Source organism: Pseudomonas sp. FSL R10-2189, assembly GCF_009600325.1.
GTDB classification, from domain to species: domain Bacteria; phylum Pseudomonadota; class Gammaproteobacteria; order Pseudomonadales; family Pseudomonadaceae; genus Aquipseudomonas; species Aquipseudomonas helleri.
This window is the reverse complement of the sequence record NZ_WIVZ01000002.1, coordinates 106,343-132,526: the sequence shown is the minus strand read 5'-3', so window position 1 is coordinate 132,526 and position 26,184 is coordinate 106,343. Positions and strand designations below refer to the sequence as shown.

The window sequence follows — 26,184 nt, the reverse complement described above, 5'->3', positions numbered from 1 at the left end:
CAATTAGCGCTTCTTTTCGGAGCCTTGGTTTGTTTTTTGCATTTTCCTTGCACCAGCGCCTCACCCGCGCACGCAATCCGGGATCGGCCCATGACCATCAGTGATGCCCTGCACCGACTGTTACTCGACAACCTGACCACCGCCACGTTGTTGCTCAATGACGCACTGCGCCTTGAGTACATGAACCCGGCGGCGGAAATGCTGCTGGCCATCAGCGGGCAGCGCAGCCATGGGCAATTCATCAGCGAACTGTTCACCGAGACCACCGAGGCTCTGCAATCGCTGCGTCTGGCGGTTGAACAAGCGCACCCGTTTACCAAGCGCGAAGCGTTGCTGACCTCAGCCACCGGCCAGACCCTGACCGTCGATTACGCGGTCACGCCAATCTTGAGCACCGCAGGCACCATGCTGCTGCTCGAAGTGCACCCACGCGACCGGCTGCTGCGCATCACCAAAGAGGAAGCGCAGCTGTCCAAGCAAGAAACCAGCAAGATGCTGGTGCGCGGCCTGGCTCACGAAATCAAGAACCCGCTGGGCGGCATTCGCGGCGCGGCGCAACTGTTGGCGCGCCAACTGCCCGATGAAAACCTGCGTGATTACACCAACGTCATCATCGAAGAAGCCGACCGCCTGCGTAACCTGGTGGACCGCATGCTGGGTTCCAACAAGCTGCCGTCGCTGGCCATGACCAACGTGCACGAAGTGCTCGAACGCGTGTGCAATCTGGTCGAAGCCGAGACCCAGGGCGACATCACGCTGGTGCGCGATTACGACCCGAGCCTGCCTGACCTGCTAATCGACCGTGAACAGATGATCCAGGCCGTGCTCAATATTGTGCGCAACGCGATGCAGGCCATCAGCGCTCAAAACGAGCTGCGCCTGGGCCGCATCACCTTACGCACCCGGGCCATGCGCCAGTTCACCATCGGCCATGTACGCCACCGGCTGGTGACCAAAATTGAAATCATCGACAACGGCCCGGGCATCCCGCCTGAGCTGCACGACACCCTCTTCTTTCCGATGGTCAGCGGACGCCCGGATGGCACCGGGCTGGGCCTTGCCATCACCCAGAACATCATTAGTCAGCACCAGGGATTGATCGAGTGTGAAAGCCAGCCTGGCCACACACTCTTCTCGATCTTTCTACCACTGGAACAAGGAGCCGCATCGACATGAGCCGAAGTGAAACCGTGTGGATCGTCGACGACGACCGTTCAATCCGTTGGGTCCTGGAAAAAGCCTTGCAACAGGAAGGCATGACCACGCAGAGCTTCGACAGCGCCGATGGGGTGATGAGTCGCCTGGCTCGCCAGCAGCCGGACGTGATCATTTCTGACATCCGCATGCCGGGCGCCAGTGGCCTCGACCTGCTGGCCAAGATCCGCGCACAGCACCCGCGCCTGCCCGTGATCATCATGACCGCGCATTCCGACCTGGACAGCGCTGTAGCCTCTTATCAGGGCGGCGCGTTTGAATACCTGCCCAAGCCGTTTGACGTTGACGAGGCCGTGTCGCTGGTCAAGCGTGCCAATCAGCACGCCCAGGAGCAACAAGGCCTGGCCGTGGCGCCCGCAGCGGCCCCCACCCCCGAGATCATTGGCGAAGCGCCGGCGATGCAGGAGGTGTTTCGCGCCATTGGTCGCCTCAGTCACTCCAACATCACCGTGCTGATAAACGGCGAATCCGGCACCGGTAAAGAGCTGGTCGCCCACGCCCTGCATCGCCACAGCCCGCGGGCGGCTTCGCCATTTATTGCGTTGAACATGGCGGCGATCCCCAAGGACCTGATGGAGTCCGAGCTGTTCGGTCACGAAAAAGGCGCCTTCACCGGTGCCGCCAACCTGCGACGCGGGCGCTTTGAACAAGCCGACGGCGGTACGTTGTTCCTCGACGAAATCGGCGACATGCCAGCCGACACACAGACGCGCCTGCTGCGCGTGCTGGCCGATGGCGAGTTCTACCGGGTGGGCGGGCATATTCCGGTCAAGGTCGACGTGCGCATCATTGCCGCGACCCACCAGAACCTCGAAACCCTGGTGCAGGCCGGCAAGTTCCGTGAAGACTTGTTCCACCGCCTGAACGTCATCCGCATCCATATTCCGCGTTTGTCAGATCGTCGCGAAGACATCCCGACGCTGGCGCGGCACTTTCTCAGCAGCGCGGCGCAAGAGCTGTCGGTCGAGCCAAAATTGCTGAAAGCCGAAACCGAGCAATACCTGCGCAACCTGCCGTGGCCAGGCAACGTGCGCCAGCTTGAAAACACCTGCCGCTGGATCACGGTAATGGCTTCGGGCCGCGAAGTGCACATCAGCGACTTGCCCCCTGAGTTGCTGAACCTGCACCAAGACGCGTCGCCGGTGACCAACTGGGAGCAAGCCTTGCGGCAATGGGCCGATCAGGCGCTGGGCCGTGGCCAGTCGAGCCTGCTCGACAGCGCGGTGCCGACCTTTGAACGCATCATGATCGAGACAGCGCTCAAACACACCGCTGGCCGCCGCCGCGATGCCGCCGTGTTGCTGGGCTGGGGCCGCAACACCCTGACCCGCAAGATCAAAGAGCTGGGCATGAAAATCGACGGCGACGAGGATGACGGCGACGACGCTTAAACGCCGTTAAATGTAGGAGGGGCCGCGCTGTCGCGCAGCAAACAGGCCGCCGAGTATCTTCAGCATCCCCCAATCGGTTCCCTCTCCTTCGGGAGAGGGCTAGGGTGAGGGGGCTCTTCGACCAAGATCAAAAGATCGCGAGCAAGCTCGCTCCTACACGTTTGTGGACGCCGCACCACTCGTATGCATCTCGCCCCACTTCTGTGCACTGCATACCCCAAAGCCTCTGGCCTGCAGCACTCAACACACCCGCCCCACACACAAAAGCCCCGAATTCCGGGGCTTTTGCGTCTATGCAAAGAAAATAACAGCCAAAAAACAAAACTGGCACGCGCCCTGCAATAACCCTATTACCTAAGCAACACCGGTTTAGGGGACCTTGGTACAGGCAGGCCAGGACTCCCCACTTTTACACCGCAGCCTTGATGCCATCTGCATCGACGCGCACAACGCTTTTAGGGAACCCGGTACAGGCAGGCCGGGACTCCCTTCTTTTACACCACAGCCTTGATGCACCCGCATCAACGCGTTCAACGCTTTTGGGGAGCCTGGTACAGGCAGGCCGGGACTCCCTCTTTTATTAATCTTGCAAGTTCACCTGCAGCCGCCAGCGCCCATCCTGCGGCGCACCGGCCCAGTCGCCCTTCAAGGCGCGGGCCGCCACCAGGGTCAGCATCACGCCCGCATCGGTGCGACTCACCCGCCAGTTCACATCCCTACCGTTCACCTTAAGCTGGCCGTTTTGCGGCTGGCCCTTGGCCGCGAATAACAGCCCGAGAGTGCCATCCACCCATTCGCCGTGCAGCTTGGGCTCGTGGTTAAACCACACCACCAACCCCTGCGGCTGAACCTCTATGTGCTGCAGCTCAGTCGGCTCAGGCATCGTCAAACGGCCGATCATCATCCCGACCATCACACCGACTATCGCCAAAGAACCTAAAACCCGTGGCCATAGTTTCGGCCTTGGGTCCTCTTCAGGCGTAGAATGCTGCCCATCTTTATATTCGGAGCCGTGCATGTTTCACGTCATCCTTTTTCAACCAGAAATTCCGCCGAATACCGGCAACATTATCAGGCTCTGCGCCAACAGCGGCTGCCACCTGCACTTGATCGAGCCTATCGGTTTTGAGCTGGACGACAAGCGCCTGCGCCGGGCAGGCCTGGATTATCACGAATACGCGCCGCTCAAGCGCCATGCCGACCTGGCCAGTTGCCTGGAAAGCCTGGGCCATCCGCGCCTGTTCGCTTTTACCACTAAAGGCTCGCGGCCGTTCCACGATGTGCAGTTTGCTGAAGGCGATGCCTTTATCTTCGGCCCTGAAAGCCGTGGCCTGCCGCCTGAAGTGCTCGACGCGCAAGACAGCGATCACCGCCTGCGCCTGCCCATGCGCGAAGGCTGCCGCAGCCTGAACCTGTCCAACACCGTGGCTGTGGCCGTTTACGAAGCCTGGCGCCAGTTGGGGTTCAAGTAGCCGCGGATACAACGTTGCCCATAAAAAAAGCGCCATTCAGGCGCTTTTTTTATGGGCGGGGCGCTGTTTACTGAACAGTCGCGCTGCCTTCTTCTTGCATGCGCTGCAGCTCTTGGGCGTACAGAGCATCGAAGTTCACCGGAGCCAGCATCAACGCCGGGAACGAACCACGAACCACCAGGCTGTCCAGAGTTTCGCGGGCATACGGGAACAGCAGGTTCGGGCAGAACGCGCCCAGGGTGTGGCTCATCGAAGCTTGATCAAGGTTTTTGATCAGGAAGATGCCAGCCTGCTGAACTTCAGCAATAAACGCCACTTCTTCAGCGTTTTTCACGGTGACCGACAAGGTCAGAACCACTTCAAAGAAGTCGCCTTCCAGTGGCTTTTGGCGGGTGTTGAGGTCCAAAGCAACGCTCGGCTCCCACTGCTGACGGAAGATGGCCGGGCTTTTCGGCGCTTCAAACGACAGGTCACGTACGTAAATACGCTGCAGGGAGAATTGTGGAGCAGTGTCTTCGTCGCTAACAGCAGCGGTGTTCTGTTGGTCAGTCATCACAGATCCTTGATCATCTTGGGGCTTTAGAGAATGAGAGTCAGACGTTCAGCAGCGCATCCAATTTACCTGCGCGTTCGAGCGCAAACAGGTCATCGCATCCACCCACATGCCGGTCGCCGATCCAGATTTGCGGAACGGAAGTACGACCTGCCTTTTGGGTCATTTCTGCACGAACTTGAGGTTTGCCGTCGACTTTGATTTCTTCGAAGGCAACACCCTTTTTCTCCAGCAAAGCCTTGGCTCGCATGCAGTAAGGGCAATAGTCGCTGGAATATACGATGACCTTGGACATAGTTACTTCACCACTGGGAGGTTATCTGCACGCCAGGTCGCAATACCACCGGACAGCTTGGCGGCGTTGTAGCCGGCCTTGAGCAGTTCGCGTGCGTGCGTGCCGGAGTGTTGGCCAGCCGCATCCACCAGGATCAGGGTCTTGCCCTTGTGCTTGTCCAGTTCGGCAATGCGCGCCATCAGTTTGTCTTGCGGAATGTTCAGCGCACCCACAATGTGGCCGGCAGCAAAGTCTTTGGCCGGGCGAATATCAATCACCACGCCTTCGTCGCGATTGACCAGGCCGGTCAGTTCGCCGGTGCTGACGCTGCGGCCGCCGCGGCTCACCTCATGGGCGATCAACAACGCCAACAAGATGACAAACGCGCCTACAAGCAGGTAGTGAGAAGTGGCAAATGCAATCAGGTGATCAACCATCAGAAGGTTCCAGGGCGTGAAAATGTGGGCCAGTATACACAGGCACCATGGCCCGCCAAACCCCGCCCGGCGGTGACGCCACATGAACTTCGCTTTAAACTGCGCATCTTCTTGATACTTCTATTAACCACGCCACGAGTGGGATCTATGACTACCACGCCTAAACCTCTGATCCTGATCATCCTGGATGGCTTCGGTCACAGTGAAAGTCACGATTACAACGCCGTCTATTCAGCCAAAAAACCTGTGCTTGATCGCCTTACCGCCAGCATGCCAAACGGCCTGATCTCAGGTTCGGGCATGGATGTGGGGCTGCCGGACGGCCAAATGGGTAACTCCGAGGTCGGCCACATGAACCTCGGCGCCGGGCGCGTGGTTTATCAGGATTTCACCCGCGTCACCAAGTCGATCCGCGACGGCGAGTTCTTCGAGAACCCAACCATTTGCGCAGCGGTAGACAAAGCCGTTGGCGCGGGCAAGGCCGTGCACATCATGGGCCTGCTGTCGGATGGCGGTGTTCACAGCCATCAGGACCACTTGATCGCGATGGCCGAGCTGGCCGTTAAACGCGGCGCTGAAAAAATCTACCTGCACGCCTTCCTGGATGGCCGCGACACGCCGCCTAAAAGCGCTGCATCGTCGATCGAGCTGCTGGACGAGGCCTTCAAAACCCTCGGCAAAGGCCGTATCGCCAGCCTGATTGGCCGTTACTTCGCCATGGACCGCGACAACCGTTGGGACCGCGTGGCGCAAGCCTACAACCTGATCGTCGACGGCAAAGGCGAGTACAACGCTGCCACCGCGCAACAAGGCCTTGAAGCCGCGTATGCCCGTGGCGAGAGCGATGAGTTCGTCAAAGCCACCACCATTGGTGAACCAGTGACCGTTGAAGACGGCGACGCCGTGGTCTTCATGAACTTCCGTGCCGACCGCGCCCGTGAGCTGACCCGCGTGTTTGTGGAAGACGGCTTCAAGGAATTCGAACGTGCACGCCAGCCGAAACTGGCCGGCTTCGTCATGCTGACCCAATACGCGGCCAGCATCCCGGCCCCGAGCGCTTTCGCACCGGGCAGCCTGGAAAACGTGCTCGGCGATTACCTGGCAAAAAACGGCAAAACCCAGCTGCGCATTGCCGAAACCGAAAAATACGCCCACGTGACGTTCTTCTTCTCGGGTGGCCGCGAAGAACCGTTCCCGGGTGAAGAGCGCATTTTGGTGCCGTCGCCGAAAGTCGCAACCTACGACCTGCAGCCAGAAATGAGCGCGCCTGAAGTCACCGACAAAATCGTCGATGCCATCGAGCACCAGCGCTACGACGTGATCGTGGTCAACTACGCCAACGGCGACATGGTCGGCCACAGCGGTGTGTTCGACGCCGCCGTCAAAGCCGTTGAATGCCTGGATGCCTGCGTGGGCCGTATCGTTGAAGCGCTGGACAAAGTGGGCGGCGAAGCGCTGATCACCGCTGACCACGGCAACGTTGAACAGATGGAAGACGAGTCTACTGGTCAGGCGCACACCGCCCACACCTGCGAACCCGTACCGTTCATCTATGTCGGCAAGCGTGCGCTCAAGGTCCGCGAAGGCGGTGTACTGGCTGACGTTGCACCGACCATGCTCAAGCTGTTGGGCCTGCCACAGCCCAAAGAAATGACCGGCACCAGCATCCTGGTCGACGCGTAAGCACCGGCCTTCTGTAGGAGCGAGCTTGTCTCGCGATCTTTTGACCTTTTAAAAGATCGCGAGGCAAGCTCGCTCTTACAGGCCACAATTTCACCTTCATCCATTCCTTATAGACAACGTTGGCGGGCATACTAGGCCGTCCCGTTCCTCCAGGTGTCGCCCGCCCCATGCTTCGCGCCCTTATAGCTCTGACCCTCACATGCTTGCTCCAACCGGCGTTTGCCGACGAGCGCGCGCAAACTCAACAGCAGCTGGAAGCCACGCGTCAGGACATCGGCGAGCTGAAAAAGCTCCTCGGCAAGCTCCAGGAAGAAAAATCCGGCGCGCAAAAAGACCTGCGCAGCACCGAAACTGAAATCGGCAAGCTGGAAAAGCAGGTGGAGGCCCTGCAACAAGAACTAAAAAAGAGTGAAGGCGAGTTGCTGCGCCTTGATAGTGAGAAGAAAAAACTCAACAGCGCAAAAGTTGAACAGCAACGTCTGATCGCCATTCAAGCCCGGGCCGCGTATCAAGGTGGCCGTCAGGAATACCTCAAGCTGCTGCTCAACCAGCAGAACCCCGAGAAGTTCGCCCGAACCCTCACCTATTACGACTACCTGAGCCAGGCCCGTCTGGCCCAGCTCAAAGGGTTTAACGAAACCCTGCGCCAGTTGGCCAATGTCGAATCCGACATCAACACCCAACAGGCACAACTGCTGACACAAAAAAGCAGCCTGGACAGCCAGCGCGCCGAACTCGACAAAGTGCGTACCGAACGCCAGCAAGTGCTGGCCAAGATCAACGCCGACGTCAAAAACCGCGATCAAAAGTTACAAGCTCGCGAGCAGGATCAGGCAGATCTGGCTAAAGTCCTCAAGACCATTGAAGAAACCCTCGCCCGTCAGGCCCGCGAAGCCGAAGAGGCGCGGCAAAAAGCCCTGATCGCGCAACAGGAAGCCGAAAAGAAACGCCAGCGTGAGGCTGAATCGGTAGCTACTGACGCCCCACGCAAAGTGGTCAAGTCCACCCCAGGTGCCTTGGTTTCAAGTGCAGGCGTCTCTTATGGCGGACCTTTTTCTCAGGCACGGGGCAAACTTCCTTGGCCGGTTGATGGTCGATTGCTTGCCCGCTTCGGTGAAAGCCGTGGCGATGACGCCCGTGCCAAGTGGGACGGGGTGATGATCAGCGCCAATGCGGGCACCCAGGTGCACGCGGTGCACGGCGGTCGGGTGGTGTTTGCCGACTGGCTGCGCGGCGCCGGGCAACTGGTCATTCTGGACCACGGTAACGGTTACTTAAGTTTGTATGGCCACAATCAGACCCTGCTTAAGTCCGCTGGAGACATTGTGAAAGCTGGCGATGTGATCTCCACCGTGGGCAACAGCGGTGGGCAAGCCACACCAGCGCTGTACTTTGCTATTCGTCAGCAGGGCCGCCCCAGCGACCCTGCACAATGGTGCCGCACTCAAGGATGAGTGCCATCACCTTTAATACGTAGGAGTTCGTTCAACATGCCGCACTTGTCCCGCCTCAACTCGCTGGCCCTGACGATCGCTCTGGTGATTGGATCACCCATGGTGTTTGCTGCCCAGCCAGTCGCTCAGCCTGCGGCCGCTGCCAGCGCCAAGGCACCGCTGCCGCTGGAAGAGCTGCGTACATTTGCCGAGGTCATGGACCGCATCAAGGCCGCGTATGTTGAACCGGTAGACGACAAGACCCTGCTGGAGAACGCCATCAAGGGCATGCTCAGCAACCTTGACCCGCACTCCGCGTATCTGGGCCCCGAAGACTTCGCCGAGCTGCAAGAAAGCACCAGCGGTGAGTTCGGCGGCCTGGGCATCGAAGTCGGTTCGGAAGACGGCAATATCAAAATCGTTTCGCCGATCGATGACACCCCCGCCAGCAAGGCCGGCATCCAGGCGGGCGACTTTATCGTCAAGATCAATGGCCAGCCTACCAACGGCCTGACCATGACCGAAGCTGTGGACAAAATGCGCGGCAAGGTCGGCCAAAAAATCACCCTGACCCTGGTTCGCGGTGGCGGTGCACCGTTCGACGTGACGCTGACCCGCGCCAATATCCAGGTCAAGAGCGTCAAGGCACAACTGCTCGAAGACGGTTACGGCTACATCCGCATTACCCAGTTCCAGGTCAAGACCGGCGAAGAAGTCGCCGCGGCGCTGGCCAAACTGCGCAAAGAAAACGGCAACAAGAAGCTCAAGGGCATCATCCTTGACCTGCGTAACAACCCGGGCGGCGTGTTGCAATCAGCCGTTGAAGTGGTCGACCACTTCATCAAGAAAGGCCTGATCGTGTACACCAAAGGCCGCCTGCCAAACTCCGAACTGCGCTTCTCGGCCACCGGCAAAGACTTGAGCGAAGCTGTGCCGCTGGTGGTGCTGATCAACGGCGGCAGCGCTTCGGCATCCGAAATCGTCGCCGGTGCCCTGCAGGATCAAAAGCGTGGCGTGGTCATGGGCACGCCAAGCTTCGGCAAAGGCTCGGTGCAGACCGTCTTGCCACTGAACAACGACCGCGCACTGAAGATCACCACTGCGCTGTACTACACCCCGAACGGGCGCTCGATTCAGGCCCAGGGCATCGTGCCGGACATCGAAGTCAACCGCGCCAAGATCACCCGCGAGCAAGACAACGAGTACTACAAAGAGGCCGACCTGCAAGGTCACCTCGGCAACGGCAACGGCGGTGCAGACAAACCGACCGGCTCCGGCACCAAAGCCAAACCCATGCCGCAAGACGATGACTACCAGTTGAGCCAGGCTTTGAGCCTGCTCAAAGGCTTGAGCATCACGCGCGGCAATTAACGGTGCGTTTCTGGTCTGTCATCGCCCTGCTCTGCTGCCTGAGCGGCGCCGCCCACGCGGCGCCTGCCAGCAACCCCGAGGCACCGCGCAAGGCTTACCTGACCCTGATCATCGACGACCTGGGGCAAAACCTGCCCCGTGATCGGCGTGTTCTGGCCTTTGCGGGGCCGGTGACCACGGCAATCATGCCCGACACCCCGCACGCCGCTGAATTTGCCCGCGAGGCGCACAAGGCGGGCAAAATCGTCATTCTGCATATGCCAATGGACCCGGCCACGGGGCCGTTTGCCTGGCACCCTGACCTGCCGCTGGAGGAACTGGCCAAACGCCTCGATGCGGCATTCAAGGTCGTGCCCTACACCAGCGGCATCAACAACCATGAAGGCAGCCGCATGACCGCTCAGCCGCAGGCGATGGCCTGGTTGATGGGCGAGTTGCAACAGCGGCACAAATTCTTCGTCGACAGCCGCACCAGCGCCAAAACGGTTGCCGCGGCCGAGGCGCAAAAAATCGGCCTGGCCAGCGTGTCGCGGGACGTGTTCCTGGACAACGTACGCACCGAAGACGCCATCACCCAGCAGCTCAACACCGCGATCAAACACGCACGCAGCCACGGCTCGGTGGTCATGATCGGCCACCCCTACCCGCAAACCCTCGCCGTGCTCGAACGCGAACTGCCCACGCTCAAAGCCCAGGGCATCGACTGGATCGACATCAAACAAATGATCGGCGTGCGCAGCAATCAGGCGATGGACGCGCATGGCAAGAATGGGATTTATCGCTGAAACATCTTTGTAGGAGCGAGCTTGCCTCGCGATCTTTTTAAAGATCAAAAGATCGAGAGGCAAGGGTTGGGTCAGAGGTAGCGGGCGCGGATTTTGTCCAGTTCGCCTTCGGCCTTGAGCTCATCCAGCGCGGCTTGCAATTTGCTCACCACGGCATCGGGCACTTGCTTGTTCAACGCCAGAAACAACTGCGCCTGATTAAACCGCAGCACCGTCTTGAACCCTGAAATACCCACCTGCCGGGCCAAAAACTGCCCCGCCGGATCACCTGTGGCCCACAGGTCGATGTGACCGGCCTGCAGCTTTCTGGCGTTGTCCTGGTCGCGTAACACAATCACCGGCGCGTAGCCCTGCTTCTCCAGGAACATGGCGATCACATCGTCCTTATAAGCGCCTATTCGATAGGCCCGCGCTTGCTCAAGCGTGGTCAGTTGAATGGGGCTATTGGCCCGCGCCAGCAGCACCCAGTCGTCCGGGCCAAGCGGGCCGACCCACTTGAACAGGTGTTCACGCTCAGGCACCCGCGCAGTCACAAACACCCCGTAATTGGGGTTATCCATCGCCAGGTTGTAGATACGCTGCCAAGGGAAGCGCAAGGTCATGCTGTAGTCGACGCCTGCACGCTCGAACGTTTCACGCAGAATATCGACGGCAATGCCTTCAAGATTCTGGTTCTGCGCAAAGTTCTTGCCGTTTTTGGCCATGTTGTAAGGCGGGAAATTTTCAGTCAGCAGCACCAGCGATGGCCGCTCGGACGGGGCCGCAAACACGCTACTCACCAGCAACATCGTGCAACTGGCAAGCAAGAGACAAAGACGCTTAAACATAACGTTTACCCAAATCCATGGTGTGCAAAGAGTGCCGTGGGCTTGCCATGCTGTCCAGTAGCCTTTGGACGTGTGGCCGGATTGGGTAAAACGATGAAGCATCAGCGCCCATTGCAGGCGCTGAAGGGCCAGGCTATTAGCGCACTACAATCCCGCGCTCAGCCATATAGGCCTTGGCTTCTGGCACGGTGTATTCGCCGAAGTGGAAAATGCTCGCGGCCAGTACGGCGCTGGCGTGGCCTTCCAGGATGCCGTCAGCCAAGTGCTGCAGGTTGCCGACGCCCCCGGAGGCGATGACCGGAATGCCCAGCGCGTCGCTGATGGCACGGGTCACGCCCAGGTCAAAGCCGCTTTTCATGCCGTCCTGATCCATGCTGGTCAGCAGGATCTCACCGGCGCCCAAGCCTTCCATCTTCATCGCCCACTCGACCGCGTCGAGCCCGGTCGGCTTGCGCCCGCCGTGGGTGAAGATTTCCCAACGCGGGGTTTCACCCGGCTGTGAAACCTTTTTCGCATCAATAGCGACCACGATGCACTGCGAGCCGAAATGCTGCGCAGCTTCGCCCACAAACTCCGGGTTGAACACCGCCGCCGTGTTGATCGACACCTTGTCGGCACCGGCATTGAGCAGGTTGCGAATGTCTTGAATGCAGCGCACGCCGCCGCCCACGGTCAGCGGGATAAACACCTGGCTGGCCATGCGCTCAACGGTATGCAGCGTGGTGTCGCGGCCATCGACGCTGGCGGTGATGTCGAGAAAGGTAATCTCGTCAGCCCCTTGCTCGTCATAGCGACGGGCGATCTCGACCGGGTCACCCGCATCGCGGATGTTCTCAAATTTAACGCCCTTCACAACCCGGCCGTTATCCACGTCCAGGCAAGGGATGATGCGTTTGGCCAGCGCCATGCGGTTCTCCTCAGCCCTTGTAGCTGTCGCAGAAGGCTTGCGCTTCGGCGACATCCAGGGTGCCTTCGTAGATGGCGCGGCCAGTGATGGCGCCCACGATGCCCGGTGCCTTGGCATCCAGCAGGGCTTTGATATCGCCCAGGTTGTGGATACCGCCCGACGCGATCACCGGGATGCTAGTGGCCGCGGCCAAGGCTGCGGTGAACTCCACGTTGCAGCCCTGCATCATGCCGTCTTTGGCGATGTCGGTATAAACGATGGCCGACACGCCGTCGGCTTCAAAGCGCTTGGCCAGGTCGATGACCTGCACGTTGCTGACTTCAGCCCAGCCGTCAGTGGCCACGAAGCCATCTTGTGCATCCATGCCGACAATGATTTTGCCGGGGAAGGCACGGCACGCTTCAGCCACGAACTCGGGGTTCTTGACCGCTTTGGTGCCCAGGATCACATAGCTCACGCCCGCCTTGACGTAGTGCTCGATGGTCTCCAGCGAGCGAATGCCGCCGCCAATCTGGATCGGCAGGTGCGGGTAACGCTTGGCGATGGCAGTCACCACCTCACCGTTGACCGGCTGGCCTTCAAAGGCGCCGTTCAGGTCAACCAGATGCAGACGACGGCAACCGCCTTCTACCCATTTGGCGGCCATGCTCACCGGGTCATCGGAGAACACCGTGGAATCTTCCATACGGCCTTGGCGCAGACGTACACAGGCACCGTCTTTAAGATCGATAGCGGGGATAATCAGCATCTGGCAAACCTTCAAATTCGGGAGTCAGTGACTCGAAAATCATTTCTTTTCAAGTGCCCACAGGTCGCTTTCGATGCTCTCGAACCTCTCTTTGAGGTGCGTCTGCACATCGAAAATCGCGCGATTGTAGTAATGCGGCGCGATTTCGCGAGTGAACAGCTCAAGGATTTCAGCCGCTTCAAACGAACCCAGGTCCAGTTCGAAGCGGTCTTCCATAAAGCGTTTAATTTTGCTGGTGGCTTCGCTCTCTTGCTCTGGGGTGAGCGTGAGAATCGGCAGCTTCGGCTTGCGCGGCGCCATTACCAGCGGCCGTCCCAGGCAACGAAGTTTTCCAGCAACTGCAAGCCGTGGGTGTGGCTCTTCTCGGGGTGGAACTGCACCGCGAAACGCGAGCCTTCGGCCAGCGCAGCCGCGAAGTCGACGCCGTAATGCCCGCCACCGACCACCTGGCGAGGGTTGCCCGCCGAGATGTAGTAGCTGTGCACAAAGTAGAAGCGCGCCAGGTCCGGAATGCTGTGCCACAGCGGGTGATCGACCTTCTGCTGCACTTCGTTCCAGCCCATGTGCGGCACCTTGAGGTGCTCGCCCTGTTCATGCAGATCTTTACCGAAAAACTTCACCTGGCCCGGGAACAGGCCGATGCAGTCCACGCCGCCGTTCTCTTCGCTGCTGTCGAGCAGGGCTTGCATGCCGACGCAAATACCGAGAAAAGGACGGTCCTGGCTGACTTCACGCACCAGCGAGTCGAAACCCAAACGGCGGATTTCAGCCATGCAGTCGCGAATCGCGCCCACACCCGGAAACACCACGCGGTCGGCTTCGCGAATCACGTTAGCATCGCTGGTGATCAACACCCGGCCGGCGCCCACGTGCTCCAGCGCCTTGGCCACCGAGTGCAAGTTGCCCATGCCGTAATCGATAACCGCCACTGTCTGCATCAGAGTACGCCCTTGGTCGAGGGCATTTGCCCGGCCATACGCTCATCGAGCGTGATCGCCATGCGCAGTGCGCGGCCGAAAGCCTTGAACACGGTTTCGATCTGGTGGTGGGTGTTGGTGCCGCGCAGGTTGTCGATGTGCAGCGTCACGTTGGCGTGGTTCACAAAGCCCTGAAAGAACTCTTGAAACAGGTCAACGTCGAAACCGCCAACGGTGGCGCGGGTGTACGGAATATGCATTTGCAGGCCAGGACGGCCCGAAAAGTCGATGACCACGCGCGACAGCGCTTCATCCAGCGGGACATAAGCGTGACCGTAGCGGGTCATGCCTTTTTTGTCACCGACCGCTTGGTTGAAGGCTTTACCCAGGGTAATGCCAACGTCCTCGACGGTATGGTGATCGTCGATATGCAGGTCGCCTTTGCACTCGATGTCCAGGTCGATCAGCCCATGCCGGGCGATCTGGTCGAGCATGTGCTCAAGAAAAGGCACACCGATATCAAATCGGGCCTTACCGGTACCATCCAAGTTGATCGAGGCTTTGATCTGGGTTTCCAGAGTATCGCGCTCGACTGACGCCTTACGTTCGGCCATCACCAGCTCCGCAAAATCATTGGGCGAAAAAGGTGGCCATTATAGGCACGGGTCAGGCAAACAGAAACATGGAAGGGGATGAGCGTACGCAAAACACTGTAGGAGCGAGCTTGCCTCGCGATCTTTTGATCTTTAAAGATCGCGAGGCAAGCTCGCTCCTACAGATTAACCACGGGTATTAATGAAACAGCACCGCTGTTTTCTGCACCGTGACCCACACACCCCACAACAGCGGAATGCCCACCGCCAACCACGCGGCAATGGTCAAGGGACGGCTGCCCGGCGCGGCTTTCCATTCCAGCGAGGTCGTTACATCGGCGCCTTTGTCATGCCCCAGCGCTTGCTCAGCCGCCAGTTGCGCATCGGTCATGAAGTACTTGTCAGCCACCGGGCGCACCAGCAGGTTGCAGATAAAGCCCAGCACCAGCAGGCCCGCGAGGATGTACAAGGTGATGTCATAGGCTGCCGCGCGTGGCACCCCAATGCTCAACTGGTACTCGCGCAGGTAGTTGACCAAGACCGGCCCCAGCACGCCTGCCGCTGCCCAGGCAGTCAGCAAGCGACCGTGAATGGCCCCGACCATTTGCGTGCCGAACAAGTCCGCCAAGTAAGCCGGCACCGTGGCAAAACCACCGCCGTACATCGACAAGATGATGCAGAACGCCGCCACAAACAGCGACACGTTGCCCAGATGCCCCAGGTTGGGAACCATCGCGTACAGCGCAAAGCCCAGCGCGAAGAACACAAAATAGGTGTTTTTACGCCCCAGGTAGTCCGAGAACGATGCCCAAAAGAATCGTCCGCCAATGTTGAACAAGCTCAACAAACCGGTGAACCCGGCCGCGATGGCTGCGATCTGGCCCAGTTGCACAGCGTCCAGCTGGCTGAACGACAGGTCGTTGCCCAGCAACTTGCCGGCGAATACCTCCTGCAACAACGGCGAGGCCATGCCCAGAATGCCGATACCGGCCGACACGTTCAGGCACAACACCAGCCACACCAGCGCAAACTGCGGTGTTTTCCAGGCCACGCTCACGTGCACATGGCGCTTGGTGATCATCGAGTTGGCCACCTTGTTAGGCGAAGGCGTCCAGCCTGCGGGCTTCCAGCCGGTCGGCGGCACGCGGTACGACAAGGCGCCACCGATCATGAACACGAAGTAAATCGCCGCCATCGCCACAAAGCTCTGCCACACGCCCACGCCATCCGGCCCGGCAAAATACCCCATCAGCGCTGTCGCCAACGGCGCGCCCACCATGGCCCCACCGCCGAAGCCCATGATCGCCATGCCAGTGGCCATGCCGCGTTTGTCCGGGAACCACTTGATCAGCGTCGACACGGGCGAAATGTAACCCAGGCCCAGACCGATACCGCCGATTACCCCCGAACCCAGCCACATCAGCCAGATCTGGTGGGTATAAATGCCAAGCGCCGAAATCAGCAGGCCGCCGCACCAGCACAGCGCCGATACCACACCCGCCTTGCGTGGCCCGGCATGTTCCAGCCAGCCGCCCCACACCGCTGCCGAGCAGCCCAGAAAAATGAAGAACAAGGTGTAAATCCAGCCGAGCATCGAGATCGGCCAGTCGCATTGCGATGAGAACACCTGCGCGATAAAACTCATGTCCGGTGCGCAAGCAACCGCTTGGGTGATGCCGACCGCTTTGGACAATGGCAGCCAAAACACGGAAAAACCGTAAGCCATGCCGATGCACAAGTGAATGGCCAACGCGGCAGGCGGTACCAGCCAACGATTGAACCCGGGTTTTGCGATGATGCGTTCTTTGGACAAAAACGCAGGCTGCGAGGCAGGGCTGCCCGCGACAGTACTGGTTGTCATTGTTATCTCCCCCATGGATGGAATGTTCCCCAGGTACGCTCAACCCCCGACTTTGGCGCCTTATAGCGCACAGCCATTTTGTAGGATTCAGATCAAGGCGAGACACTACGCCCTGGAAGCCCTGGAAAACGGACGGAGATTACCATTTGAGCGTAGGCCAAAGCCTGCGCTGATGCGGTCTTTCATCGGCAAACTGTTCTGACACTATCCGCGCCCCAGTCCGTCATCGCGTGGCGCTATACTCAGCGGCTAAATTTGAAACTCACCTAACAACAGACTTACAAGGACTCGCCCATGAAAGCGTTCGGCAAAATCCTGGGTCTGGTGCTTCTCGGGTTGTTGCTGATCATCGTGGCGCTGGGCTTTGCCCTCAGCCACCTGTTCGATCCCAACGATTACAAAGACGAGATCCGCCAGATAGCCCGTGACAAAGCCCACATTGAGCTGACCCTCAATGGCGACATCGGTTGGAGCCTCTTCCCGTGGCTTGGCCTGGAACTGCACGACGCCAGCGTGGCGACCCTGACAGCCCCCGACCAGCCTTTCGCCGACTTGCAAATGCTCGGCCTGTCAGTGCGGGTGCTGCCACTGCTGCGCAAAGAAGTGCAAATGAGCGACGTTCGGGTCGAAGGCCTGAACCTGCACCTGACCCGCGACAAAGACGGTCGCGGCAACTGGGAAGACATTGGCAAGCCTGCACCCGCTGCGCCCGGCACTGAAACAGCCGCCACCGACAGCACCAAGCCTGCTGCCGCAGACACCGCCAGCCAGCCGATCAAGCTCGACATCGACAGCCTGACCGTGAACAACGCCCGCGTTGAATACAGCGACGAGCTGACCGGCAAGCAGTTCAGCGCCGAGAGCATCCAGCTGAGCACCGGCCCGGTTCATGAGGCCACCAGCATCCCGGTCAAACTGACCGCCTTTTTGGGCACCAACCAGCCGGTGATGCGGGTCAAGACCGAACTCGACGGCAAGCTGCGCTTTGACCGCGTGCTCAAGCGTTATCAGCTCGAAGACATGAAGATCGTGGGCGAAGCCTCGGGCGAGCCGCTGCAAGGCAAAACCATGAACTTCTCGGCTTCTGGCCAGCTTTTGGTTGATATGGCAGCGAACGTCGCCGAATGGAGCAGCCTGAAGATTTCTGCCAACCAGTTGCGCGCCCTCGGTGAACTCAAGGCCAACAGCCTCGACAAAACTCCACAAATCAGCGGCGGCCTGTCGATTGCACAGCTTGACCTGGCCAAGTTCCTCGACAGCATCGGCCAGCCCCTGCCCACCATGGCGCCGGGCAGCCTGAGCAAGTTCGAACTGGTCACCCAGCTCTCCGCTACGCCGACTAGCGTGAGCTTTGATGACCTCAAGCTGAGCCTCGATGACAGCACCTTCAATGGCCGCATCGCCGTCGAAGACTTCGCCAAACAAGCCCTGCGTATTCAGCTCAAAGCCGACACGTTCGACGCTGATCGCTACCTGCCGCCTAAATCAGCCGAAGCCAATGGCGCCAAGGCTGCGCGTCAGGCCGAAGTGCAAGGCAGCGAAGCCAGCGCCCTGACCGCCTCGGGTGACAGCCCGCTGCCGGATGCGCCAACCAAAAGCGGCTGGAGCACCACCAAGATCATCCCCGTCGAGCGCCTGAAAACCCTGGACCTGAACGCCGACATCAGCTTTGGCCAACTGACCCTGAGCAAATTGCCCATTCAGAATGCGGCGCTCAAAGCCAACAGCAAAGACGGTGTGCTGACCCTCGAAAACCTCAGCGGCAGCCTCTACAAAGGCACGTTTGCCGCCAACGGCAGCCTGAATGTGCAGCCGGTGTTGCCGGTGGTCAAACTGCAAACCCGCATCACCAGTGTGCCGGTCGAGAAGATCCTCCAGAGCCAGGGGCAAACATCGCCCGTCACCGGCTTGTTGACCCTCAACAGCAACGTGACCGGCAGCGGCAACAGCCAGAGCGCGCTGATCCAGAGCCTCAACGGCACCGCCAGCTTCGCCCTCAACAACGGCGTGCTGCTCAATGCCAACATTGAACAGCAACTGTGCAAAGCCATCTCCACGCTCAACCGCAAAACCCTGAGCGGCGCCCCGCTGGGCAAAGACACGCCCTTCAACGAACTCAAGGGCAGCCTGGTGTTCCGTAACGGCGTGGCCAGCAACCAGGACCTGGTGGTGCGCATTCCCGGCCTGAGCGTCAAAGGCGATGGCGACATCGACCTGCGCGTATTGGGCATGGACTACCGCATTGGCATCACCATCGAAGGCGACACCCGCCCCATGCCCGACCCGGCGTGCCAAGTGGGCAAAAACTTCGTCGGTATCGAGCTGCCCTTGCGCTGCCGTGGCCCGCTGGAACTGGGCGCCAAGGCCTGCCGCCTGGACAAAGAAGGCTTGGGCAAAGTCGCCGTTAAAGCCGCCGGCAACAAACTGAGCGAAAAACTTGAAGAAAAACTCGGTGACAAAGTCAGCCCCGAACTCAAAGACGCGCTTAAAGGGCTGTTCAAACGATGAGGGATGAGCAGTTCGCAAGTGCCGTGCTCGATTGGTATGACCGCCACGGCCGCCACGACTTGCCCTGGCAACAGGGCATCACCCCTTACCGGGCGTGGGTCTCGGAAATCATGTTGCAGCAGACTCAAGTCAGCACCGTGCTCAACTACTTCGACCGTTTCATGGCGTCATTGCCAACGGTCGAAGCCTTGGCCGCAGCTCCCGAAGACGAAGTGCTGCACCTGTGGACCGGCTTGGGCTACTACACCCGCGCACGTAATTTGCAAAAGACCGCGAAGATCGTCGTCGAGCAGTACGGCGGCGAATTCCCGCGTGACGTTGAAAAACTGGTCGAACTGCCCGGCATTGGCCTGTCCACCGCCGGAGCGATTGCCAGCTTGAGCATGGGCCTGCGCGCGCCGATCCTCGACGGCAACGTCAAACGGGTGCTGGCCCGCTTTACCGCGCAAGAAGGCTACCCGGGCGAACCCAAGGTCGCCAAACAGCTGTGGGCCACCGCAGAACGCTTCACGCCCTATGACCGGGTCAACGCCTACACCCAGGCGATGATGGACATGGGCGCCACGCTCTGCACCCGCAGCAAGCCCAGTTGCCTGCTGTGCCCGCTGGAAACGCACTGCGAAGCGCACATGCTCGGCCTCGAAACGCGCTACCCGATCCCCAAGCCACGCAAAACCATCCCGCAAAAGCGCACGCTGATGCCGATGCTGGCCAACGCCGACGGCGAGATTCTGCTTTACCGCCGCCCGTCGACCGGTTTGTGGGGTGGCCTGTGGAGCCTGCCCGAGCTGGACGACTTCAATGACATCGAGTCGCTGGCGCAGCAACACGCGCTGGCACTGGGCGAACATCACGAACTGCCCGGCCTGACCCACACCTTCAGTCACTTCCAACTGGCCATTGAGCCCTGGTTGATCCAGGTCCAGGAGGCAGGCTATCACGTGGCCGAGGCTGACTGGCTCTGGTATAACCTCGCCACCCCGCCGCGCCTGGGCCTTGCTGCCCCGGTGAAGAAGCTGCTCAAACGCGCAGCCGACCTAATCCACGCAGGAGAGACCTCATGACCCGCACCCTCATGTGCCGCAAATACAAAGAAGAACTGCCCGCCCTCGAGCGCGCCCCATTCCCGGGCGCCAAAGGTCAGGACATTTTCGACCACGTCTCGGCAAAAGCCTGGGCTGACTGGCAAAAACACCAAACTTTGCTGATCAACGAGAAGCGTTTGAACATGATGAACGCCGAAGATCGAAAATATTTGCAGGGCGAGATGGATAAGTTCTTCAGCGGTGAAGATTATGCCAAAGCAGAAGGCTACGTTCCGCCGAGCGAGTAAACCCCGGTTTTAAAGGGTTTGGTCCGTAAGCGACGGTAATAATTAAAAATTTTTGAAAAAAGTGTTTGACGGACCCTCAGAAAAAGCTTCTAATGCGCCCCGTTGCCCAGATAGCTCAGTCGGTAGAGCAGGGGATTGAAAATCCCCGTGTCGGCGGTTCGATTCCGTCTCTGGGCACCACATTCAGCTTTGATGTGGTGTTCACACCACGCCAAAGCAAACAAAAAACCCGCCTAGTGCGGGTTTTTTGTTGCGCGCGATTTTTATCCGTAAGCGCCACCTCTCTTGGCGATTGCAAAGAGATGAGGTTCAATCCTCTCTTCAGCCTGCAAGGACACACCCTTTTAATGTCATCGCCTAAAAAACAGCAAAAGAATGCGCAGCGGGCCAAATCCAAGGCCAAGCAGAACCGCATCGGCAAGCCGGCCAAAACGACGGCCAGCAGCTTGATGGATCATCCGTTCGATGACGTCAAAATCGATCTGAGTACGTTTAACTTCCAGGACATCCTCGACAACGGTTTTGACCCGGCCGATTACGATGATCTGTTCCAGGTCATGAAGGCCGCCGAAGCCATTAACCTGCAAGCGATGTGCACGGTGTTCTTACAGTACCCGGTGCTGGAACTGGTGATTTCCGAAGAGGAAGAAGAACCGGCCACGGACTTTTTGATGGGCTTGTTGATCGAGTACCGCATTGCCATTCACGGCGATGACGAAGACAGCGCCGTGGCCTGGATCGAAACACCGGCCTTCCAGAAAGCCTATGTCGAGGCCTCGCGCTTGCTGCAAGAGCGCAACACCCGGAGCGCGCACTGACCGCAGCGCTGACCCCACCTGTCAGCCGGGCGTTTACCGAGCCCGCCGCTGACGGTTATGTGCTGGGCGGTGTTGAGTGGCGCCATGGCGCTGGCGACCCGACGCGGGCAGTGGTGATCATCAACGCCGCGACGTCGGTGCGCTGCACGTATTACTCGCGCTTTGCTGAGTATCTGTTTAGCCATGGGCTGGACGTGATGCTGTTTGATTACCGGGGCATCGGGGTTTCACGTGCAGGATCACTGCGCGGGTTTAAAGCGTCATGGTCGGATTGGGGCGCGCTCGACTTTGAAGCCCTGCTCCAGCGCGCACAGCGCGAATACCCCGGCCAACCGGTCGATGTGGTCGGTCATAGCTTTGGCGGCTGTGCAGCGGGCCTGGGGGCGTCCGGGGCGGTGATCCGCAACCTGGTGACGGTGGGCGCGCAGTTTGCCCACTGGCGCGACTATGCGGCGGATCAGCGCTGGCAGATGCTCGCCAAATGGCATGGGGTGATGCCGCTGCTCACGCGGGTGTGCGGCTACTTTCCGGGCAAACGCCTGGGCTGGCTCGAAGACACCCCGGCCGGCGTGGTTGGCGACTGGTGCGGCCTGGGCACGCGCTACGAGCAGCTGCCCAGCGCACGCAAGCGGGCTGCCCTGCCCTTTTCATCGATCACGGCCAACACCCTCGCCATCAGCCTTAGCGACGATCCTTTTGGCACAGTGGCAGCCACTGAGCGCCTGCTGAGCCATTTCAGCGCCAGCCCGCGTACGCACTTGCGCATAGACCCACAAGAAATCGGCGAGGCGGCCATTGGGCATTTCGCGTTTTTTCATAGCCGTTTTCAAGGCAGCTTGTGGCCGATTGCATTGCAATGGTTGCGACAAGGGGAATTGGCGACGGGGATGCCGGGGCGGGTGTGTTCCTTTAAAGCGCCCTCACCCTAGCCCTCTCCCGGAGGGAGAAGGAACTGATTGGGGGATGCTGAAGGCTTTTTGCACGCTGACGGTACTGCGCTGAATCTGAAAACACCGCGGTAAAGCTCCTTCTCCCTCCACTCCCGGAGGAAGAGGGGACTGATTGGGGGATGCTGAAGGCTTTCTGCACGCTGACGGTACTGCGCTGAATCTGAAAACACCGCGGTAAAGCTCCTTCTCCCTCCGGGAGAGGGTTGGGGTGAGGGGCTTTTGGGTCTATTGCCAATAGCGGGTGTGAACGTTAGAGTCCGCTGCGTCGCGGTCAATCCCGTGGCCGGGTGTAGGAACCCGATAAAAGTTGGCGCGTAGCGCCCAAGACTGTATCTCCGGCGTTTTTTTATGCCTGAGATAACGCTCTATGGCAGCTGTGTGCGGGCAGACTTCGGTCTGGCCGGGTGCCAACTTTCCCGGTATTCCTACCCCGCACATGGCTGCCACCCAATCCCGTAGGAAGGATCGTGTCAGCTCTTACTCAAAAAGTTGGAGAAATGCATGACCCAACCCCACACCAACGCCCTCGCCTTCCATGAAACCGGTCGCAACCATTTGCTGTTCAGCGTCACGCCCGGCATCCCCGCTGTCGACGCATTGCACAGCGCCTCAGAACTGCTGTCTGCCGCCGCTCACTCACTGGACGCCGTAGCCACCGGTACCGCCCTGATCGACGCTCATCAAGCCTTCCTGCTGTGTCACGCCCTGCGCGCGGCCAAAGCGACGGTCGACTCGCTGATCCCTGACGCGTAAACACCCGCATTGCCTCTGCGAGCGAATCTCAAGATCTAAAGATCGCGAGACAAGCTCGCTCCTACACAGTGAATAGCCTTACTTAAACCTCACCTGGCAAAACACCCTTCGGGTTTGTATACCCGTGCTGTCGACGGCGGGTTGTTTGCGAGTTTGCTCGCGGGGCGGCGCGGGCGTGGCAACAGCTTGCCTTCACAGTTAGGGCAGATGCCGCCCAGCTTCTGTTCAACGCACGCCGCACAAAACGTGCATTCGAACGAGCAAATCCGTGCTTGAGCGGAGTCTGGCGGCAGGTCCAAATCACAACATTCGCAACTGGGGCGTAGTTCGAGCATGAGTACCTCTCTGTCGACAAAAAAAACGTTCCTGTGTGCAGTTAAGACGTTTCCTACAAAAAACCAACTGCTAACCTGCTAGCAAAATAATTGCACTTTTTTAACGCGCCGCATTCAGATAGTAATGAGCGCCTTTTCATTAGCGCACACAGAGAGCCCCGTAACACCGCATGCCACATGACACGCTTACCCCATCACTGCCTTCGGTTTTGGCCGAGTTACGTTCTGGCACTCACACCCTGCATGTCGCCCTGGAGAAGCGCTTGCCGTTTTTCTCGGACAGCCTTGATACGGGGCTCTATACACGTTTACTGGCAGCCTATTACGGGTTTTATCAGGCGATAGAAGACGCACTCACACACAGTGCATGGATCCCGCCGGGCTTTGATCTGCACGCCAGGCTCAAAACCCCCGCTCTGGAGCAAGACCTCCAGGCCTTGAACATCAACCCCGGCACCCTGGCACAGTGCCCTACCCTGCCGGCCATGAACAGCCAGGGCAGCGTACTCGGGGTGTTGTATGTGCTTGAAGGGGCAACCTTGGGCGGCAATGTGCTGCGTAAACGAATCGCTGAACACCTGGGCCTGGACGCCCACAACGGGTGCGCTTTTCTTTACGTGTATGGCGAAGCCACTGGCCGCCAGTGGAAGTCGTTTCTGGAATTTCTGAGCGACGTTCCGCTGGACGCCCAAGGATGCGATGAAGCCGTCAACGCTGCCTGTTCCACTTTTAGCTGTTTCGAGCGCTGGCTCGAGCGCCAGGAGGTGTTGTTATGACCCCATTAGATACGCAAACCTTTGAAACCCTGTTGGCCAATTGCGCCGACGAGCCGATTCGCTATCCGGGCGCTATTCAGCCCCACGGCCTGCTGCTGACCTTGTCCGAGCCGGACCTGCACATCCAGCAGATCAGCGCCAACGTCGAAAACCTGTTCGGCCTGGCACCGGCTGCGCTGTTGAATCAACCGCTGGCGACCCTGACCGGCCCGCACGCGTCGACCATCGTCGAGCACGCCGCACAGTTCGCCGGGCAGGTTGATGTGCCGCCCCTGGAGCTGACCCTGCAAGGCATTGCCTACGAAGGCCTGCTGCACAGAGACAACGGCCTGCTGATTCTGGAGCTTGAGTTAAAGCCCGATCAGGCTGAGCTGGTGGGCACTATGGCCAAGATCCGCAACCTGAGCCGCGTGCTGCAAAGCCTGCAAGCGGCCAAGACGCTGCCTGCGCTGTACGACATTTGCGTCAAGGAGATCCAGGCGCTGACCGGGTATGACCGGGTGCTGATTTATCGCTTCCAGGAAGAGGGCCACGGCCAGGTGATCGCCGAGGCCTCGTCGCCGTCGATGGAGCTGTTCAAGGGCATGTTCTTTCCGGCCTCGGACATTCCGGAACAGGCGCGCGAGCTGTACCGCACGCACTGGTTGCGCATTATCCCGAATGCCGACTACACGCCGGTTGAGCTGGTGCCCCGGCTGCGCCCCGATACGCTGCAACCGCTGGACCTCAGCGGGGCGACGTTGCGCAGTGTGTCGCCGATTCACTGCCAGTACATGAAGAACATGGGCGTGCTGTCGTCCATGAGCATCTCACTCATGGATGGCGACCGCTTGTGGGGCCTGATCAGTTGCGGCCACCGCACGCCGCTGCACGTGCCGCACGAGCTGCGCATGGCCTGCCAGACCATCGGCCAGGTGCTGTCGCTGCAAATCAGCGCCTTGCAGACCCTGGAGATCAGCCGCCAGCGTGAAGCCAAAATGGACGCCTTGGTGCGCCTCAACAGCGCGATGGTGCAAGGCCCGGAAAACGTCTTCGACGGCCTGGCGCAAGAACACGCCTTACTCATGGACCTGACCCAGGCCAGCGGCGTGGCCATTCTTGAAGACAACGTGCTGCACCGTTATGGCCAGTGCCCTAAGCCCGAGCAGATTCGTGAGCTGTACCAGTGGTTCAAACAGAACGATGCGCCTGTGTTCTCCACCCATAACCTGTCCACGCTGTTCGCCCCGGCAGCAGACTACAAGGACATTGCCAGCGGCCTGTTGGCCATGAGCCTGCCCAAGCCCGTGGACAATGGCGTGCTGTGGTTTCGCACCGAGGTCAAAGAGAGCATTCCCTGGAGCGGCGACCCGAGAAAACCGCTCAACCTGGAGTCGAGCGAGACCGGTTTGCGCCTGAGCCCGCGCACTTCGTTCGAGCTATGGAAAGTCGAGATGGACGGTATTTCGACCAAATGGAGCCATGGCGACCTGTTCGCCGCCAATGACCTGAGGCGCTCGGCGCTGGAAAACGACCTGGCCCGCCAGGTGCGTCGCGAGCAACAGGCGGTGCGGGCACGGGACGAGCTGGTGGCCGTGGTGTCCCACGACTTGCGCAACCCCATGACGATCATTTCGATGCTCTGCGGGATGATGCAAAAGACCTTCAGCAGCGACGGCTCGCACGCGTCCAGACGCATCACCACGGCCATCGACACCATGCAACAGGCCAGCAGCCGCATGAACATCCTGCTGGAAGACCTGCTCGACACCTCCAAGATCGAAGCGGGCCGCTACACGATCTCGGCGCAGTCTCTGGACGTGACGCAGATATTTGAAGAGGCCCTGTCGCTGCTGATGCCGTTGGCGAGCGAGAAGCAGGTTGAGCTGACCTTTCACGCCGAGCCCGACCTGCAGATTCACGCCGACCCTGAGCGCTTGTTCCAGGTGTTGTCCAACCTGATCAGCAACGCGATCAAGTTCACCCCGGCCGACGGCAAAATCGTGGTGGCCGCCATGTCCAACGGCGATGAGATCGTGTTCAGCGTGCGTGACTCCGGCAAAGGCATCCCTGCCGAACAACTGCCGCATATCTTCGACCGTTACTGGACGGCCAAAGAAGGCAACGCTACGGGCACAGGCCTTGGGCTGTACATCTCACAGGGCATCATCAAGGCCCACGGCGGCCAGTTGCTGGCCGAGAGTACGCCGGGCGAAGGCAGCGAGTTCCGCTTTACGGTGCCTAAAATCAGCTGACCGCCCACGG

Annotated in this window: 27 protein-coding genes and 1 tRNA gene; 16 read left to right on the top strand and 12 right to left on the bottom strand. The window is 59.6% G+C overall.

Going from position 1 to position 26,184, the window contains the following annotated elements; translation table 11 throughout:
• The first annotated feature begins 90 nt into the window (after positions 1–90).
• Together glnL and ntrC are read left to right on the top strand one after the other, a co-directional pair.
• Positions 91–1,176 carry a nitrogen regulation protein NR(II) gene (glnL, locus tag GHO32_RS02635; protein ID WP_048366779.1) on the top strand — a complete coding sequence of 362 codons (1,086 nt, stop codon included), beginning with the start codon at positions 91–93 and terminating at the stop codon, positions 1,174–1,176.
• The gene (gene ntrC, locus GHO32_RS02630) at positions 1,173–2,606 is read left to right on the top strand and encodes a nitrogen regulation protein NR(I) (RefSeq protein ID WP_048366780.1); all 1,434 of its coding nucleotides are present in this window, start codon (positions 1,173–1,175) and stop codon (positions 2,604–2,606) included. The genes glnL and ntrC overlap by 4 nt, the downstream gene beginning before the upstream one ends.
• 580 nt (positions 2,607–3,186) lie before the next feature.
• Here the strand turns inward: ntrC and GHO32_RS02625 are convergent.
• Positions 3,187–3,624 carry a hypothetical protein gene (locus tag GHO32_RS02625; protein WP_153334315.1) on the bottom strand — a complete coding sequence of 146 codons (438 nt, stop codon included), beginning with the start codon at positions 3,622–3,624 and terminating at the stop codon, positions 3,187–3,189.
• Here GHO32_RS02625 and trmL point away from each other — a divergent pair.
• On the top strand, positions 3,623–4,078 hold the full coding sequence (trmL, locus tag GHO32_RS02620; RefSeq protein WP_048366782.1) for a tRNA (uridine(34)/cytosine(34)/5-carboxymethylaminomethyluridine(34)-2'-O)-methyltransferase TrmL: 456 nt from the start codon (positions 3,623–3,625) through the stop codon (positions 4,076–4,078). The genes GHO32_RS02625 and trmL overlap by 2 nt on opposite strands.
• Before the next feature lie 67 nt (positions 4,079–4,145).
• Here trmL and secB read toward each other — a convergent pair whose 3' ends face one another.
• From secB to GHO32_RS02605, 3 genes are read right to left on the bottom strand one after another with little or no spacing between them, the layout of a single operon-like run.
• A complete protein-coding gene (secB, locus tag GHO32_RS02615) occupies positions 4,146–4,631 on the bottom strand; it encodes a protein-export chaperone SecB (protein ID WP_048366783.1) in 486 nt (161 codons plus the stop codon).
• A 40-nt stretch (positions 4,632–4,671) separates the two neighbouring features.
• Complete coding sequence (grxC, locus tag GHO32_RS02610) at positions 4,672–4,926, bottom strand: glutaredoxin 3 (protein ID WP_048386465.1); 255 nt, start codon at positions 4,924–4,926, stop codon at positions 4,672–4,674.
• Positions 4,927–4,928: 2 nt separating this feature from the next.
• A complete protein-coding gene (locus GHO32_RS02605; protein WP_048366785.1) occupies positions 4,929–5,342 on the bottom strand; it encodes a rhodanese-like domain-containing protein in 414 nt (137 codons plus the stop codon).
• Between the two features lie 147 nt (positions 5,343–5,489).
• Here GHO32_RS02605 and gpmI point away from each other — a divergent pair, with 147 nt between their 5' ends.
• The 4 genes from gpmI (at position 5,490) to GHO32_RS02585 (ending at position 10,614) form a co-directional block, all read left to right on the top strand.
• Entirely contained in the window at positions 5,490–7,025 is a 1,536-nt protein-coding gene (gene gpmI, locus GHO32_RS02600) for a 2,3-bisphosphoglycerate-independent phosphoglycerate mutase (RefSeq protein WP_153334312.1), read from the top strand.
• Between the two features lie 167 nt (positions 7,026–7,192).
• A complete protein-coding gene (locus GHO32_RS02595; RefSeq protein ID WP_153334310.1) occupies positions 7,193–8,479 on the top strand; it encodes a murein hydrolase activator EnvC in 1,287 nt (428 codons plus the stop codon).
• 99 nt (positions 8,480–8,578) lie between these two features.
• Positions 8,579–9,829: a S41 family peptidase gene (locus GHO32_RS02590; RefSeq protein ID WP_371924496.1), complete on the top strand. Its 1,251-nt coding sequence runs from the start codon at positions 8,579–8,581 to the stop codon at positions 9,827–9,829.
• Between the two features lie 2 nt (positions 9,830–9,831).
• A complete protein-coding gene (locus GHO32_RS02585) occupies positions 9,832–10,614 on the top strand; it encodes a divergent polysaccharide deacetylase family protein (protein WP_368668423.1) in 783 nt (260 codons plus the stop codon).
• Between the two features lie 71 nt (positions 10,615–10,685).
• On the opposite strand, the gene GHO32_RS02580 is transcribed toward GHO32_RS02585, so the two are convergent.
• From GHO32_RS02580 to GHO32_RS02550, 7 genes are all read right to left on the bottom strand, one after another.
• On the bottom strand, positions 10,686–11,441 hold the full coding sequence (locus GHO32_RS02580) for an ABC transporter substrate-binding protein (RefSeq protein ID WP_153334306.1): 756 nt from the start codon (positions 11,439–11,441) through the stop codon (positions 10,686–10,688).
• A 136-nt stretch (positions 11,442–11,577) separates the two neighbouring features.
• The gene (hisF, locus tag GHO32_RS02575; protein WP_048388931.1) at positions 11,578–12,348 is read right to left on the bottom strand and encodes an imidazole glycerol phosphate synthase subunit HisF; all 771 of its coding nucleotides are present in this window, start codon (positions 12,346–12,348) and stop codon (positions 11,578–11,580) included.
• 10 nt (positions 12,349–12,358) lie between these two features.
• A complete protein-coding gene (gene hisA / locus GHO32_RS02570; RefSeq protein ID WP_123751027.1) occupies positions 12,359–13,096 on the bottom strand; it encodes a 1-(5-phosphoribosyl)-5-[(5-phosphoribosylamino)methylideneamino]imidazole-4-carboxamide isomerase in 738 nt (245 codons plus the stop codon).
• 39 nt (positions 13,097–13,135) lie between these two features.
• Positions 13,136–13,396 carry a DUF2164 domain-containing protein gene (locus tag GHO32_RS02565; RefSeq protein WP_153334304.1) on the bottom strand — a complete coding sequence of 87 codons (261 nt, stop codon included), beginning with the start codon at positions 13,394–13,396 and terminating at the stop codon, positions 13,136–13,138.
• The gene (gene hisH / locus GHO32_RS02560; protein WP_153338211.1) at positions 13,396–14,034 is read right to left on the bottom strand and encodes an imidazole glycerol phosphate synthase subunit HisH; all 639 of its coding nucleotides are present in this window, start codon (positions 14,032–14,034) and stop codon (positions 13,396–13,398) included. The genes GHO32_RS02565 and hisH overlap by 1 nt, the downstream gene beginning before the upstream one ends.
• The gene (gene hisB / locus GHO32_RS02555) at positions 14,034–14,627 is read right to left on the bottom strand and encodes an imidazoleglycerol-phosphate dehydratase HisB (RefSeq protein ID WP_019411757.1); all 594 of its coding nucleotides are present in this window, start codon (positions 14,625–14,627) and stop codon (positions 14,034–14,036) included. The genes hisH and hisB overlap by 1 nt, the downstream gene beginning before the upstream one ends.
• Positions 14,628–14,805: 178 nt before the next feature.
• The gene (locus GHO32_RS02550; RefSeq protein WP_123751025.1) at positions 14,806–16,467 is read right to left on the bottom strand and encodes an OFA family MFS transporter; all 1,662 of its coding nucleotides are present in this window, start codon (positions 16,465–16,467) and stop codon (positions 14,806–14,808) included.
• Positions 16,468–16,761: 294 nt separating this feature from the next.
• Between GHO32_RS02550 and GHO32_RS02545 the strand changes: the two genes are divergently transcribed.
• The 7 genes from GHO32_RS02545 (at position 16,762) to GHO32_RS02515 (ending at position 22,829) form a co-directional block, all read left to right on the top strand.
• Positions 16,762–18,975 (top strand): AsmA family protein, encoded by a 2,214-nt coding sequence (locus GHO32_RS02545; RefSeq protein ID WP_153334300.1) that lies wholly within the window; start codon positions 16,762–16,764, stop codon positions 18,973–18,975.
• The gene (gene mutY, locus GHO32_RS02540; protein ID WP_153334298.1) at positions 18,972–20,039 is read left to right on the top strand and encodes an A/G-specific adenine glycosylase; all 1,068 of its coding nucleotides are present in this window, start codon (positions 18,972–18,974) and stop codon (positions 20,037–20,039) included. Before GHO32_RS02545 ends, mutY begins: the two co-directional genes overlap by 4 nt.
• Positions 20,036–20,308, top strand: coding sequence for an oxidative damage protection protein (locus tag GHO32_RS02535; RefSeq protein ID WP_153334296.1), 273 nt, complete (start codon positions 20,036–20,038; stop codon positions 20,306–20,308). The genes mutY and GHO32_RS02535 overlap by 4 nt, the downstream gene beginning before the upstream one ends.
• A 104-nt stretch (positions 20,309–20,412) precedes the next feature.
• A tRNA-Phe gene (locus GHO32_RS02530) sits at positions 20,413–20,488 on the top strand.
• Between the two features lie 167 nt (positions 20,489–20,655).
• Positions 20,656–21,126 (top strand): hypothetical protein, encoded by a 471-nt coding sequence (locus tag GHO32_RS02525; RefSeq protein ID WP_153334274.1) that lies wholly within the window; start codon positions 20,656–20,658, stop codon positions 21,124–21,126.
• Between the two features lie 59 nt (positions 21,127–21,185).
• Positions 21,186–22,055, top strand: coding sequence for an alpha/beta fold hydrolase (locus tag GHO32_RS02520; protein WP_372239782.1), 870 nt, complete (start codon positions 21,186–21,188; stop codon positions 22,053–22,055).
• 522 nt (positions 22,056–22,577) lie between these two features.
• Positions 22,578–22,829, top strand: coding sequence for a DUF3077 domain-containing protein (locus GHO32_RS02515; protein ID WP_153336768.1), 252 nt, complete (start codon positions 22,578–22,580; stop codon positions 22,827–22,829).
• A gap of 89 nt (positions 22,830–22,918) precedes the next feature.
• Here GHO32_RS02515 and GHO32_RS02510 read toward each other — a convergent pair whose 3' ends face one another.
• On the bottom strand, positions 22,919–23,164 hold the full coding sequence (locus GHO32_RS02510; RefSeq protein WP_153336767.1) for a DUF1272 domain-containing protein: 246 nt from the start codon (positions 23,162–23,164) through the stop codon (positions 22,919–22,921).
• Positions 23,165–23,334: 170 nt separating this feature from the next.
• On the opposite strand from GHO32_RS02510, the gene GHO32_RS02505 reads away from it, so the two are divergent.
• Both GHO32_RS02505 and GHO32_RS02500 read left to right on the top strand, forming a co-directional pair.
• Positions 23,335–23,940, top strand: a complete 606-nt coding sequence (locus GHO32_RS02505) for a biliverdin-producing heme oxygenase (protein ID WP_123751019.1) — start codon at positions 23,335–23,337, stop codon at positions 23,938–23,940.
• Entirely contained in the window at positions 23,937–26,174 is a 2,238-nt protein-coding gene (locus GHO32_RS02500) for an ATP-binding protein (protein WP_153336766.1), read from the top strand. The genes GHO32_RS02505 and GHO32_RS02500 overlap by 4 nt, the downstream gene beginning before the upstream one ends.
• Positions 26,175–26,184: the final 10 nt, after the last annotated feature.